14 protein-coding genes, 1 rRNA gene and 1 pseudogene are annotated in these 13,692 nt (G+C 51.5%); 14 read left to right on the top strand and 2 right to left on the bottom strand.

Annotated features, from left to right (window positions below; translation table 11 throughout):
* The first annotated feature begins 105 nt into the window (after nt 1-105).
* The 6 genes from B1C80_RS23270 to B1C80_RS23240 all read left to right on the top strand — a co-directional run bounded on the left by B1C80_RS23270 (nt 106) and on the right by B1C80_RS23240 (nt 4,655).
* Complete coding sequence (locus B1C80_RS23270; RefSeq protein ID WP_077923630.1) at nt 106-819, top strand: DUF3667 domain-containing protein; 714 nt, start codon at nt 106-108, stop codon at nt 817-819.
* 276 nt (nt 820-1,095) lie between these two features.
* Entirely contained in the window at nt 1,096-1,665 is a 570-nt protein-coding gene (locus B1C80_RS23260) for a DUF4256 domain-containing protein (protein ID WP_077923628.1), read from the top strand.
* Between the two features lie 140 nt (nt 1,666-1,805).
* Nucleotides 1,806-3,071: a threonine ammonia-lyase gene (gene ilvA / locus B1C80_RS23255; RefSeq protein ID WP_077923627.1), complete on the top strand. Its 1,266-nt coding sequence runs from the start codon at nt 1,806-1,808 to the stop codon at nt 3,069-3,071.
* Nucleotides 3,072-3,096: 25 nt separating this feature from the next.
* Nucleotides 3,097-3,414 (top strand): nucleotidyltransferase family protein, encoded by a 318-nt coding sequence (locus B1C80_RS23250; RefSeq protein WP_077923626.1) that lies wholly within the window; start codon nt 3,097-3,099, stop codon nt 3,412-3,414.
* Nucleotides 3,395-3,745 (top strand): DUF86 domain-containing protein, encoded by a 351-nt coding sequence (locus tag B1C80_RS23245; RefSeq protein ID WP_077923625.1) that lies wholly within the window; start codon nt 3,395-3,397, stop codon nt 3,743-3,745. The genes B1C80_RS23250 and B1C80_RS23245 overlap by 20 nt, the downstream gene beginning before the upstream one ends.
* A 4-nt stretch (nt 3,746-3,749) precedes the next feature.
* Nucleotides 3,750-4,655 (top strand): helix-turn-helix transcriptional regulator, encoded by a 906-nt coding sequence (locus tag B1C80_RS23240; RefSeq protein ID WP_077923624.1) that lies wholly within the window; start codon nt 3,750-3,752, stop codon nt 4,653-4,655.
* An 11-nt stretch (nt 4,656-4,666) separates the two neighbouring features.
* Here the strand turns inward: B1C80_RS23240 and B1C80_RS23235 are convergent, their stop codons facing one another.
* Entirely contained in the window at nt 4,667-5,131 is a 465-nt protein-coding gene (locus B1C80_RS23235; protein ID WP_077923623.1) for a nucleotidyltransferase, read from the bottom strand.
* A gap of 236 nt (nt 5,132-5,367) precedes the next feature.
* On the opposite strand from B1C80_RS23235, the pseudogene B1C80_RS23225 reads away from it, so the two are divergent.
* The 8 genes and pseudogenes from B1C80_RS23225 to B1C80_RS23190 form a co-directional block, all read left to right on the top strand.
* Nucleotides 5,368-5,496: pseudogene (locus B1C80_RS23225) on the top strand (helix-turn-helix domain-containing protein); the annotation flags it as partial.
* Between the two features lie 373 nt (nt 5,497-5,869).
* The gene (locus tag B1C80_RS23220) at nt 5,870-6,361 is read left to right on the top strand and encodes a PepSY domain-containing protein (RefSeq protein WP_236648902.1); all 492 of its coding nucleotides are present in this window, start codon (nt 5,870-5,872) and stop codon (nt 6,359-6,361) included.
* A gap of 162 nt (nt 6,362-6,523) precedes the next feature.
* Nucleotides 6,524-7,924: a 3-isopropylmalate dehydratase large subunit gene (gene leuC, locus B1C80_RS23215; RefSeq protein ID WP_077923619.1), complete on the top strand. Its 1,401-nt coding sequence runs from the start codon at nt 6,524-6,526 to the stop codon at nt 7,922-7,924.
* 100 nt (nt 7,925-8,024) lie between these two features.
* Nucleotides 8,025-8,636 carry a 3-isopropylmalate dehydratase small subunit gene (gene leuD, locus B1C80_RS23210; protein ID WP_077923618.1) on the top strand — a complete coding sequence of 204 codons (612 nt, stop codon included), beginning with the start codon at nt 8,025-8,027 and terminating at the stop codon, nt 8,634-8,636.
* Nucleotides 8,637-8,738: 102 nt separating this feature from the next.
* A complete protein-coding gene (locus tag B1C80_RS23205) occupies nt 8,739-10,262 on the top strand; it encodes an alpha-isopropylmalate synthase regulatory domain-containing protein (RefSeq protein WP_077923617.1) in 1,524 nt (507 codons plus the stop codon).
* A gap of 90 nt (nt 10,263-10,352) precedes the next feature.
* Complete coding sequence (gene leuB, locus B1C80_RS23200; RefSeq protein WP_077923616.1) at nt 10,353-11,429, top strand: 3-isopropylmalate dehydrogenase; 1,077 nt, start codon at nt 10,353-10,355, stop codon at nt 11,427-11,429.
* A 249-nt stretch (nt 11,430-11,678) separates the two neighbouring features.
* A complete protein-coding gene (locus tag B1C80_RS23195; protein ID WP_077923615.1) occupies nt 11,679-12,818 on the top strand; it encodes a 2-isopropylmalate synthase in 1,140 nt (379 codons plus the stop codon).
* Nucleotides 12,819-12,898: 80 nt separating this feature from the next.
* Complete coding sequence (locus tag B1C80_RS23190) at nt 12,899-13,360, top strand: hypothetical protein (protein WP_077923614.1); 462 nt, start codon at nt 12,899-12,901, stop codon at nt 13,358-13,360.
* Between the two features lie 167 nt (nt 13,361-13,527).
* Here B1C80_RS23190 and rrf read toward each other — a convergent pair.
* Nucleotides 13,528-13,638 (bottom strand): 5S ribosomal RNA (gene rrf, locus B1C80_RS23185).
* Between the last annotated feature and the right edge of the window lie 54 nt (nt 13,639-13,692).

The following is a 13,692-nucleotide window of genomic DNA, read 5'->3' as shown; positions in this document are numbered from 1 at the left end:
AATAATATAGAAAGCAGAACGTCGGCATATCATCCATATCTAGCATTTATGACAACGATAGTAAACCAACCTTAAGTAAATAATCAACAAACATTGACCAACAAAATGAACTGTAAAAACTGTACTACCGAAGTACATTCAAATTATTGTCCAGATTGTGGACATCCAACGAATCTGAAACGGATCGATGGTCATTACATTGTTCATGAAATTGAACATGTGCTGCATTTTGAGCGTGGTATCTTGTATACAATCAGGGAGCTAATAACAAACCCAGGGCAAAACGTCAGAAATTATCTATCTGAGAACAGGAACCGACTCGTAAAGCCAATTATTTTCATCATTATAACCTCATTAATCTATTCGGTTGCAATCAGTTTTTTTCACATAGAAGACGATTATGTAAAATTTAAAGGCGCTGAATTAACAACAACGGTAAAAATTTTCTCGTGGATACAAGGGCACTATGGCTATGCCAACATCATTATGGGTATATTCATTACTTTGTGGATAAAACTATTCTTCAGAAAATCTAATTATAACCTATTTGAGGTTTTAATTCTACTTTGCTTTGTGATGGGAATAGGCATGCTGATTTTTGCTCTGTTTGCTTTGGCACAAGGATTAACAAAAGCAAATTTGATGGCCATCGGTGGCCTAGTGGGTATTATCTACTGTTCCTGGGCAATAGGCAGTTTTTTCGGAAGGGATAAAATTATAAATTATGTGAAAGCATTCTTTGCTTATATGCTTGGCATGATAACGTTTACTGTAGCCGCCATTCTCCTAGGTTTTTTGATCGACTTCATTATAAAATAGCAAACGCATGGAAAACAAAAAGGGAGTAAATGTTGTGTTTATCATTGTAGCGTTCACATTGGGAACCACGCTGCTAAGGCATTTTAATTTTCAAACGCTCAGCTTCAAAATGCCTGTGTTAGATATACTTTTCCTGATTACATTCATTATAGCCATTTATTTGATTATTAAAGACTACAAAAAAACAACAAAAGAATAAACAACAGCGACTATTATAGGGATTATCACATGATAACTGACCTAGTTCTATAAACCACCTCTACACAATTCAACTGCATGGCCCCGGCAAACCAACCCGTTTTGACTCCAGACCAACGCGAAGAAATGCTCCGTGTGTTGAAAGCGCGGTTTGAGAAGAACAAAAACCGTCATCGGGACGTTGCCTGGGCCGACGTGGCGGCAAAGCTGGACGCGAACCCAGCCAAATTATGGTCGCTTAACGAAATGGAATCGACCGGTGGCGAACCCGACGTGGTTGCGTATGACAGCGCGACAGACGAGTACGTTTTTTACGACTGTTCGGCCGAAAGCCCCAAAGGTCGTCGGAGCGTTTGTTACGACCGCCAGGGTCAGGACTCGAGAAAAGAGAACAGGCCGGAACATAACGCGGTCGATCTGGCGGCCGAACTGGGTATCGACCTGCTCACCGAGGAGCACTACCGGGCGCTGCAGCAACTGGGCGCCTTCGATACCAAAACGTCGAGCTGGATCCAGACACCGGCCGCTATCCGAAAACTGGGCGGTGCGCTCTTTGCCGAATATCGCTACGGCCATGTTTTTGTTTTCCACAACAGCGCCCCCTCCTACTATGCCGCCCGTGGCTTTCGTGGCTCGCTGCGGGTTTGAGCCAGGTTTGGACAGCCACCCGCTTCCTTAGCCCCGAGGCTGTTATCCTTACTTTGTTTTCTTAACGGGCTTTTGGCTCGTTACCTATCCCCGGCAGAGATTTTGTATTTTTGTACAAAAAGCACTCATCAGCAACAGCCGTGGTAGACACCGATCAGCATACCCTCGCTCCCGATCTCGACAATATATACCTCGCGGCCGACCGGCTCCGTGGCATTGCAACTCATACGCCCCTGCAGGAAAACCTGAACCTGTCGGATCGCTACGAAGCCAACATCTTTCTGAAGCGTGAAGACCTGCAGGTGGTCCGGTCGTACAAGATTCGGGGTGCTTATAATAAAATGGCGTCGCTGCCTCAGGAAGCGCTCGCCAAAGGCGTGGTTTGCGCCAGCGCCGGTAACCACGCGCAGGGCCTGGCCTATGCCTGCCGGAAAATGGGCGTTAAAGGCACGATTTTCATGCCTACCACCACCCCAAACCAGAAGGTGAAGCAGGTAAAACTGTTCGGTAAAGAGTTCGTTGACGTGGTCCTGATCGGCGATACCTACGACGATGCCTACATGGCTGCCAACGAGTACGTACAGACCCACGACAGCACCTTTGTTCACCCCTTCGACGACATACTGGTGATGGAAGGCCAGGGAACCGTTGGGCTGGAAATTTTCAAAGACGCCAATTTCAAGATCGATTACGTGCTGATGGCCATTGGCGGGGGCGGACTGGCTTCGGGGGTGTCGACGGTTTTTAAGCAGCTTAGCCCTAAAACCAAACTGATCGGCGTGGAACCGCTGGGGTCGCCTTCCATGAAAGTATCGATGGACGAGGGCCACGTTGTTCCGCTCGACCATATCGACAAGTTCGTCGACGGAGCGGCCGTGAAGCGCGTGGGCGATATCACCTTCGAAATCTGCCGCCAGAACCTCGACCGGGTGGTGCTGGTACCCGAGGGTAAGGTTTGTACAACCATCCTGCAACTCTACAACGAAGAAGCCATCGTGGCCGAGCCCGCCGGCGCCCTCAGCATTGCCGCGCTCGATCTGCTGAAAGACGAAATCAAAGGCAAAAACGTAGTTTGTCTGGTAGGGGGCGGCAACAACGACATTACCCGTACGGAAGAAATCAAGGAGCGGTCGCTGCTGTACGAAGGGCTCAAACATTATTTCATTATCCGGTTTCCGCAACGCTCCGGTGCTTTCCGCGACTTCCTGAACGTGCTCGGCCCCACCGACGATATTACCCGCTTCGAGTACGCCAAGAAAACCAACCGCGAAACCGGCCCCGCGCTGGTCGGCATCGAACTGAAAAACCGCGACGATTTTGAGCCGCTCATCCAGCGTATGCAGGCCCAGAATATCGTGTTCGAGCACGTCAATGACAAACCCGATTTGTTCCAGTTTTTGATCTAAATTTGGCTGTCCCCAATTAACACCTATGCAAACGGCCGTTACCAATAAGCAGCAAGTATTTGAGCGGGTTCATTCGCACCGATCAGCTATAGAATTGTTTGGGGCAGCCCGACTAGGATTATTTGGATCGTTTGTGAGAGATGAACAGACTCCGGATAGCGATGTAGACTTTGTGGTTGAATTTCAGGAAGGGAAAAAAACCTTTCGGAATTTCATGAACATGGCCGATTATCTGGAAAAGGTTCTCAATCGAAAAGTCGACTTGCTTACTTGGGAAGGAATGGCTTCGTTTGTTAAACGAGAAGTTGAAAAAGAGATCGAATATGTCCCGTTCAACGCTTGAGTTTTTACAGCATATACAACGAGAACTGACGTATTTAATGGGGCGGTCAGCCGATATGAGTTATGATGATTTTATTACGAATGACGATTTGATTCGGGCCTTTGTCCGAAGTTTCGAAATTGTGGGAGAGGCTTGTAAAAATGTGCCCGAAGATATTCGTTTCAGTAATCCTGAATTTAACTGGAGTGGCTTTGCCAAGTTACGCGACCGGCTGATTCACCACTATTGGGGTATTGAGTATCAAATCATCTGGAATGCTATTTTGACAGAAGTTCCTTCAAACAAGGAATGGATAGATTTACTAGTTGAGCAGGAGCTGAATAAATTATAGCTACATGCTTCGCGTCCCATCGTCCATACAGCCCAGTCAGTTTGCGTCGCTGAGCATCCGCCGACCTGGCACCGACCCGGCCGACGGCTCGCGGTCCGACGGTTCGCGGTCCGACGGTTCGGAGATGACTTTTGTGGCGTATCGGAGCGATGTGTATCCCGAGCGGAACGAGGTCTTTTTTGAGGAGCATGCCGTAATCGTTGTGCTGGAAGGCGAGAAAAAATTCAACTCGCCCACCCAGGAGCTCCACGTCCGGAAAGGGCAGATCCTGTTTTTTCAGCGGGGGTGCTATTCCATGAACGAGTCCATCGACGCGAACTACAAAAGCCTGGTCTTCTTCGTTAATGAGAAGATGCTCAAGGAGTTTGTTAATCAGCACCTCTCGCTCTTTCAGGACCAGCACCGTCCGCTGCCCGACGAGCCTATTTTGTCGCTGACCTCTTCGCCTGCCTTTACGACATTTATTCAGTCGCTGCTGCCGTATTTCGGGTCGGGCACACCGTTTCTGAACGAACTGCTTCGGCTTAAGTTTCAGGAGTTACTGCTCCACCTGCTCGAACTCGATACAAGCGGTCAGCTGCGGGCCATACTGCTCCACATTTACCAGGGCCAGAAAGCGGATCTCAACTACCTGATGAATACCTACCTGCTCAAACCCTTATCGATGGACGAGCTGGCACGGCTGTCGGGGCGGAGCTTATCGGCCTTCAAACGCGACTTCGAAGCACAGTTTCATACCTCGCCCGGCCACTGGATCCGCCAGCGACGGCTCGAGCACGCCCACTTTCTGCTCCGCAACACCACCAAAAACGTATCCGAAGTCAGCATGGAGATCGGCTACGAGAGCGTTTCCCATTTCATCAAGGCCTACAAACAGCAGTACGGCACCACGCCTAAACGGGGTAATTGAGTAAAAACTGTCTATTGATTTGACCGCCGAAGGTTATCGATGTCGTTTTGATCACGAGGGCGCCCGGCAGCTCGCTTGGCCTGAAGTAAATGATTGTAATGAATGAGCCGAACCTGCACACCCTCCACATCAACGTCGGAAGCCTGCTCATACGACTCTTCAAATACAAGCCCTTTTATAGCGGTAATGATGTCAATAGCTACTGGCTGACGACCAAATGTGAATACGTCAAAAGCAGGATTGCTAAGGAAGTTATCGAGCGTCATGTCAAATGTTGGCATGCCAAAAAGCGCAAAAGCCTCGACTAAACGAGCATAGTTGTCAACCGATTTCTCAACCCAGATATCCATATCGCCCGTGGTTCGACTATACCCGTGTAGAATCACCGAGTAACCACCCACCAACACGTAGCGAACGCCACACACCTTCAGCGCGTGCAGGAAATCACGAAAATCATCATTGAAGAGATTTGCCATCCTAACTGGTGTGCTTGCGCGCCGAGAAGGCGGTTCTGTCCAGGCGGGGCGGTTTATCAGGATCGTAGCGGTAAGCCACACTGTTCAAGTAGGCGGCTACACGCAAACGATCAGCATATGCAGTGGGTTGGCAGGCCATGTGATATTGCTCGGTCTGCTCGAAGGTACCTGCATGAAAGGCGCTTCTATCTAATCGATATGCCATGAACAAATATAGTCATTCGGTAAGATACACTTCATTTCTGCTCCGCAACACCACCAAAAACGTCTCCGAAGTCAGCATGGAGATCGGCTACGAGAGCGTTTCCCATTTCATCAAGGCCTACAAACAGCAGTACGGCACCACGCCCAAACGGGGTAATTGAGTTTGACACGAACCACCGTTCGTTCTCATGCTCGAAACAGACACAACAGGAGGACTGTCCTTCAGCAACTCAGCCTCAAGCTAAAAACACGTTTCCTGATCAACGGGTTGGGGCCTTGATCACCGCCTTGTGTTAATACGCAGCTCAACGATCCATTACTTGCTGCGAGCAGCGTCATCGACGTCTTAGTAACCTGGGCGGTACTTACTTCTTACCAGAAATCGCTGTAGTTTGCGGCTTAGTTTATGCAGCGCTGAAAACCCTGCAATACCCTCTACAATCCATTATGACGGAGAGCCAGAAAAGACAACAGCAAGCCAAAGTATTACGGATTTCCAGAAAACTACATCGAACAACGGGGGCTCTGTTATTTGTGTTCTTTTTGTTTATCTCCGTAACCGGTTTACTGCTGGGCTGGAAGAAAAATAGCGGTGGGCTCCTGCTCCCCAAATCCTACAAAGGCACATCGACCAATCTGGCAGACTGGCTGCCGCTCGATAGCCTGCATAAAAACGCCTGTCGGATAGTACAGGACTCGATATCGCCCGAATTGTCGCTGGAGCTGGAGCGGATCGACGTTCGGAAAGATAAAGGCATGGTCAAATTCGTGTTTGCCGATCATTTCTGGGGTGTACAGCTGGATGGCGCCACCGGCAAACTGCTCCACATCGAACAACGACGGTCCGACTTTATCGAGAAAATCCACGACGGCTCTATCCTCGACTTCTACGCCGGAACCAGCGACGGCCAGATCAAACTCGTTTACACTACCATTACCGGCCTGGCCCTGCTGCTGTTTACGGTAACCGGATTCTGGCTTTGGTACGGCCCCAAGCGAATGCGGCAAAACGCGGCAAACCGTTGATAGAGCTGATTATATTCACGCATCATCATTACCAGCCAATGTAGTTTTCCGTCCATTCGCCAATCAAGAACCAAAAACGCTATTTATTGGACGCGTAACGAGATGCCGGCCTGATAACAACTCATCACCTTTGTAGCTACGAACAAAGTTTCCGCTACAACAATGAGTACCCCAAAAACCTTATTTGATAAAGTCTGGGATGCGCACGTCATCCGGCACGTCGAAGATGGCCCCGATGTGTTGTTCATCGACCGTCATTTCATCCATGAAGTAACCAGCCCCGTAGCGTTTCTGGGTCTCGAGGGCCGGGGCGCGCCGGTACTGTTTCCCGGCCGAACCTTCGCCACCGCCGATCACAACACACCTACCCTCAACCAGCACCTACCCGTTGCCGATCCGCTATCAGCCAATCAGCTCAGGGCGCTGGAAGTCAACACGGCTAAGTATGGCATTTCACACTGGGGTTTGGGCCACCAGAAAAACGGCATTGTGCACGTAATCGGCCCCGAAAACGGCATCACCCTACCCGGCATGACCATCGTCTGTGGCGACTCGCATACGTCGACCCACGGTGCGTTTGGGGCCATTGCGTTCGGAATCGGTACCTCGGAAGTAGAAATGGTGCTGGCCTCGCAGTGTATCATGCAGCCGAAGCCAAAGAAAATGCGGATCACGGTAAACGGTACGCTTGGTAAGGCGGTCATGCCCAAAGACGTCATTCTTTACATCATCGCGCAGATTTCGGCCAGTGGCGCAACGGGCTACTTTGTCGAATACGCCGGCGAGGTGTTCCGCAACATGAGCATGGAAGGCCGCATGACGGTCTGTAACATGAGCATCGAGATGGGCGCGCGCGGTGGTATAATTGCCCCCGACCAGACCACCCTCAACTACCTGAACGGCCGCGAAATGGCGCCTAAAGGCGAAGCCTGGGATAAGCTGGTTCCGTACTGGGAGTCGCTCAGCACCGACGACGGGGCCGAGTTCGACGTAGATCTGACCTTCGATGCGGCCACTATCGAACCGCAGATTACGTACGGTACCAACCCCGGTTTGGGCACGGGTATATCGCGGCAGATTCCAATAGCCGAAGCGGTAAAAGACGGCGCGGCCAGTTACAAAAAATCGTTGCAGTACATGGGCTTCGCCGAGAACGAATCGATGGTCGGCAAACCCATTGACTTCGTTTTTCTGGGCAGCTGCACCAACGGTCGGATCGAGGATTTCCGCGCGTTTGCGTCGATCGTAAAAGGCCACCGGAAAGCCGATAACGTTACGGCCTGGCTCGTACCGGGCTCGCACGTGGTTGAGCGACAGATCAAAGAAGAAGGTATTCTGGACATCCTGACCGAAGCCGGTTTTGAACTCCGTCAGCCGGGTTGCTCAGCCTGTCTGGCCATGAACGAAGACAAGATTCCGGCCGGTAAATACGCCGTTTCTACCTCGAACCGCAACTTCGAAGGTCGTCAGGGGCCAGGCGCCCGTACCCTGCTGGCCAGCCCGCTCGTTGCCGCTGCAGCCGCCGTAACAGGCAAAGTCACCGATCCCAGAGAATTCATATAGCGATGAGCTATGAGTGCTGAGTTATGAGCGGCCGATATGTACCGACCGACCTTAACACTTATCACTCATCGTTCATCACTCATAACTTATTACGGTAAACATGGCTTACGATAATTTCACCATTCTTCGCAGTGCGGCCGTTCCGATGCCCATCGAGAACGTCGATACGGATCAGATTATTCCTGCCCGCTTCCTGAAAGCGACGGAGCGCAAAGGTTTTGGCGACAACCTGTTCCGCGACTGGCGCTACAACCCCGACAACACACCCAAGGCCGATTTTGTACTCAACAATCCAACCTATTCGAGCAATGGCCCAGCCCGTAAAATTCTGGTGGGTGGCAAAAATTTCGGCAGCGGATCGAGCCGCGAACATGCAGCCTGGGCTATTTACGACTATGGTTTCCGCTGCGTCGTATCGAGCTTCTTCGCCGATATTTTCAAGAACAACTGCCTCAACGTCGGCATCCTGCCCGTTACAGTAAGCCCCGAGTTTGCGGACAGAATCTTCGCAGCCATCGAAGCCGACCCCAGCACCGAACTGGAAGTGAACCTGCCCGAGCAGACCATCACCCTCCTGGCAACGGGCGATAGTGAGCGCTTCGCCATCAACGAGTACAAGAAGCACAACCTGCTCAACGGTTACGACGACATCGACTACCTCCTGTCGATGAAATCCGAAATCGAAGCCTTTGCCGATACCAGACCGTTCTAACCTTACTGAGTGATTGAGTAAATGGCGATGGAGTAAATTGGGCGCGTTATCAGGCGCACTGGCCACTCCATCACTCGTTTGCTCAACCACTCATTTTGCTTCATGAAAACCCGCCGTTATATTGAAATTATGGATACGACCCTCCGCGATGGTGAACAGACCAGCGGGGTGTCGTTTTCGGCGTCCGAGAAACTAGCGTTAGCCCAGGTACTGCTTACCGAGGTAAAGGTTGATCGGGTAGAGGTGGCGTCGGCACGGGTGTCGGCGGGCGAGCTGGAGGCCGTTCGGCAGATTACGCGCTGGGCAGCCGGTATGGGTTTGCTCGACCGGGTCGAGGTGCTGACCTTTGTCGATGGGCAAGCCTCCCTCGACTGGATGCGGGAATCGGGCGCTAAAGTCATGAACCTGCTGACGAAGGGGTCCATGAACCACCTGACTCATCAGCTCAAGAAAACGCCCGACCAGCATTTTGGCGATATTCAACAGATGGTTAGCCAGGCTCAGCTCGCCGGGTTTCAGATCAATGTGTATCTGGAAGACTGGAGCAATGGCATGCGTAACTCGCCCGACTACGTATTTCAGTTTCTGGATTTTCTGCAAACCCAACCCATCCGCCGGGTTCTTCTGCCCGATACACTGGGGGTGCTGACCCCGGCCGAATCGTATCAGTTCGTTTATCAGCTGGTAAACCGCTATCCCAGGCTCCACTTCGATTTTCACGCCCATAACGACTACGACCTCGGGGTGGCCAACGTGATGGAAGCCATACGGGCCGGCGCCCACGGCATTCACCTGACCGTAAACGGGCTGGGTGAGCGGGCCGGTAATGCACCCCTGGCCAGCACCCTGGCCGTGTTGCACGACTTCATGCCGGAGGTAAAACTGGGGGTGGTCGAAAAATCGCTCTATCAGGTCAGCAAAATTGTCGAAACGTTCTCCGGCCTTCGGATTCCGGATAACAAACCCGTAGTGGGCGACAATGTGTTCACCCAGACGGCCGGCATCCATGCCGATGGCGACAAGAAAAACAATCTGTACTTTAACACGCTGCTGCCCGAACGCTTCGGTCGCAAACGCAGCTACGCCCTCGGTAAAACCTCCGGCAAAGCCAATATCGAGAACAACCTGCGTGAGCTGGGTATTCAGCTATCGGACGATGACCTTCGGAAAGTGACCCAGCGGGTTATCGAACTGGGCGACCAGAAAGAGGTCGTTACCCGCGAGGACCTACCCTATGTTATTGCCGACGTGCTCAACACCAACGCGGTGGCATCGCGGGTAGAAGTGCTCAACTACGTGCTGACTCATTCTAAAGACCTGAAGCCGTCGGCTACATTACGAGTACGCATCGATAGCGAACAGTTTGAAGAAAATGCCCAGGGCGACGGGCAGTACGATGCGTTTATGAACGCGCTGAAGAAAATTTACAGCCGCAAAAAGCTCGTTCTGCCCGAACTGACCGACTACGCCGTACGGATTCCGACCGGTGGCCGTACGGATGCGCTCTGCGAGACCATCATCACCTGGAAAGTCAAAAATCACGAATTCAAAACCCGGGGCCTCGACTCTGATCAGACCGTATCGGCGATTAAGGCAACCCAAAAAATGTTGAATACTTTAGACTAAAGGAAACGCCTGCTGAAAGAGAGCCGGTCCGATCGTATACGTTCGCAGCACCGTCTCCTCTTATCTACGCGTTTCTCCATTCTCTTTTTCATGAAAAAACACATCCTTGTAGTTCCCGGCGACGGCATTGGTGCCGAAGTAACAACCGTTGGCAAGCAGGTTCTCGAAGCCATTGCCCGGAAATTTGGTCACGAATTTACCTACGACGAAGCCCTTATTGGCCACGTCGCTATCGAAGCAACCGGCTCGCCCCTGCCCGGCGAAACCCTGACCAAAATGCGGGCAGCCGATGCAATCCTGTTCGGTGCCGTTGGCCATCCCAAGTACGATAACGATCCTACCGCCAAAGTCCGTCCCGAGCAGGGTCTGCTGCAGATGCGCAAAGAACTGGGACTTTACGCCAACCTGCGGCCCATCAAACTCTTTGACGAACTGCTCGATGCATCGAGTATCAAGCCCGAAATTCTGCGGGGTGCCGACATCCTGTTCTTCCGTGAACTGACCGGCGATGTTTATTTTGGCAAACGCGAACGACTCGACGAAGGCAATACCGCCTACGATACAATGATCTACAGCAAATACGAAGTAGAACGTATTGTTCGGAAGGCGTTCGAAGCCGCCCGCACCCGTAACAAGCGGCTCTGTTCGGTAGATAAAGCTAACGTACTGGAAAGCAGCCGACTGTGGCGGGAAGTGGTTCAGGCAATTGCCCCCGAATACGCCGACGTAGAGGTCGAACACCAGTTCATCGATGCTGCCGCCATGCTGCTCATCAAAGATCCAAAACGGTTTGACGTTGTCGTTACGGGCAACCTCTTCGGCGATATCCTGACCGACGAAGCCAGCCAGATTGCCGGATCGATGGGTATGCTGGCCTCGGCTTCTGTTGGCGACAATACCGGCGTATATGAGCCTATCCATGGCTCTGCGCATGATATTACCGGCAAAGGAGTAGCTAACCCGCTGGCTTCTGTATTATCGGTAGCACTGATGCTCGACATATCCTTTGGCCTGAAAGCCGAAGCCGAAGCTGTTGTCGGCGCCGTAGACGCTGTGCTGAAAGCCGGCTACCGGACCCGTGACATTGCTGATCCAACCACCCAGCCCGAGCATGTGTTAGGAACCGATGCCATGGGGCAGCAAATTTTGCAACTCCTTCAGGCATAGCTGTCAGATAGGCTGGTATTAAAAATAAAATTTCATTTGCAGATCTTTTTTAAAACTCTATTTTTGTAGCGTGTTTACGCAACCAGCGAAATTTCGCCGATGATCCTGATGCCTTCACTTAACCGACTGCAGAAACCTTACGTTTGTTGACGGAGAAAGATAGGCTTTCCTATAAATGCTCTTTCTCGCAACAGGAAGAGCATTTTTTATACAATCAGATAAATTGCCAATCAGTCATTACTACTAAGTATGAGCCAGCGAGTTTATATTTTCGATACCACCCTGCGCGATGGTGAGCAAGTTCCCGGCTGTCAGCTAACCACCGAAGAAAAGATTGTTGTGGCCAGAGAACTGGAGCGACTTGGGGTTGACATTATCGAAGCCGGCTTCCCGGTTTCCAGCCCCGGCGATTTTCGCTCGGTTGTTGAAATTGCCAAAGCTGTTACAGAACCAACCGTCTGCGCGCTAAGCCGGGCGGTCAAGGGTGATATCGACGCGGCTGGTGAAGCGCTGAAACTGGCTAAACGGGGCCGTATCCATACGGGCATAGGCTCTTCGGATATACATATCCGGAACAAGTTTGGTAGTACGCGGGAGAAGATCCTGGAGCAGGCCGTAGCAGCCGTCAAACACGCCAAAACGTACGTTGAAGATGTCGAGTTTTACGCTGAAGATGCCGGACGGGCAGACCTGGTCTTCCTGGCGCAGCTGACCGAAGCTGTCATCCGGGCCGGTGCTACGGTTGTCAATATCCCGGACACGACCGGTTACTGCCTGCCCGACGAGTATGGTCGTAAAATCGCTTACATCTACGAAAACGTATCCAACGTCCATCAGGCTACTATTTCGATCCACTGCCACAATGATCTGGGCCTGGCCACCGCCAATACGCTGGCGGGTGTGATGAACGGCGCTCGTCAGGTTGAGGTTACGATGAATGGCATTGGCGAACGGGCGGGCAATACATCCCTGGAAGAGGTCGTCATGGCGCTTAAAGTACACAAAGAACTAGGCTACTACACCAATGTTGACTCAACCCGTCTTTTCCCCGTCAGCAATCTTGTCTCGCAGATGATGCGCATGCCAGTACAGGCGAACAAAGCCATTGTTGGTCGCAACGCTTTCGCGCATTCGTCGGGTATCCACCAGGATGGCTTTCTAAAGCATTCGGAGAATTACGAGATCATGAATCCGCATGATGTGGGTGTACCGGAGTCGTCTATCGTATTGACGGCTCGCAGCGGCCGTCATGCCCTCAAACATCGGCTCGAACTGCTGGGCTTCCGTTACGATAAACCAACCCTGGATGGCATTTACACGCGCTTCCTGGACATGGCCGATATCCGTAAAGAAGTGAACGATAAAGACCTGATGGAGCTGGTTCGATAATCTATCAACACCCAACGCCAACGGCGAACAAAACGGATTAACAGGCTGTTAGCCAGTCAATCAATAAACCTTGTTTTATCATGGCACGACCAACCCCCGAACTTATTGATGCGTTGCGCCGTACGGCTCGTAATCTGGCTAATGGATCTCCTTACCAGTGGGGTCATATGGGTGGCTGCAACTGTGGCAATCTGGCGCAGGTTTTAACCAAGCTAAACAAAGATCAAATTCACCAGTACGCCATGCAGCGCTACGGTGACTGGAATGAACAGGTCGATGATTACTGCCCCACCAGTCAGATGCCGCTGGATATTGTGATCAATGAAATGCTGAACGCTGGCTTGATGCTGGAAGATCTCAAGCACCTCGAACGGTTGGATGATCGGGCAGTACTGGCTCGTTTTCCGCTCGAAAAACGATACCTCAAGCATAATGTCCGGGATGATGTAGTGGCATACATGAACGCCTGGGCCGATCTGCTCGAAGAACAGCTGCTTGCTAAAATCACCCTCCCAACGTTCAGCGAACTCGAACTCGCTTAATACCACTTATAACATAAGGGCGGCTATGGTGAATCCCATCTGGGGTCTCTATAGCCGCCCTTATATTGTATTCAGGCATGCGGATCTCGCTCCTCGTCGTAAAATAGCTTATATATGCAAAAAGCCGTCACCCGGATCGGGTAACGGCTTTCGCGTTTAATAACAGCAGGTGGCACCTTCCTACTCTCCCACTTGTGACAGCAGTACCATCGGCAGTACGGGGCTTAACGGCTCTGTTCGGAATGGAAGAGGTGTTCACCCGCCTTACCAGCACCAACCTGCTTGTTGTTCCTCGATCGACACCGCCCCCTCACGGGAGCAGCTCGATCAGA

The sequence above is a fragment of the Spirosoma sp. 209 genome (genome assembly GCF_002006735.1).
GTDB classification, from domain to species: domain Bacteria; phylum Bacteroidota; class Bacteroidia; order Cytophagales; family Spirosomataceae; genus Spirosoma; species Spirosoma sordidisoli.
This window is presented reverse-complemented; position numbering and strand designations above follow the sequence as displayed.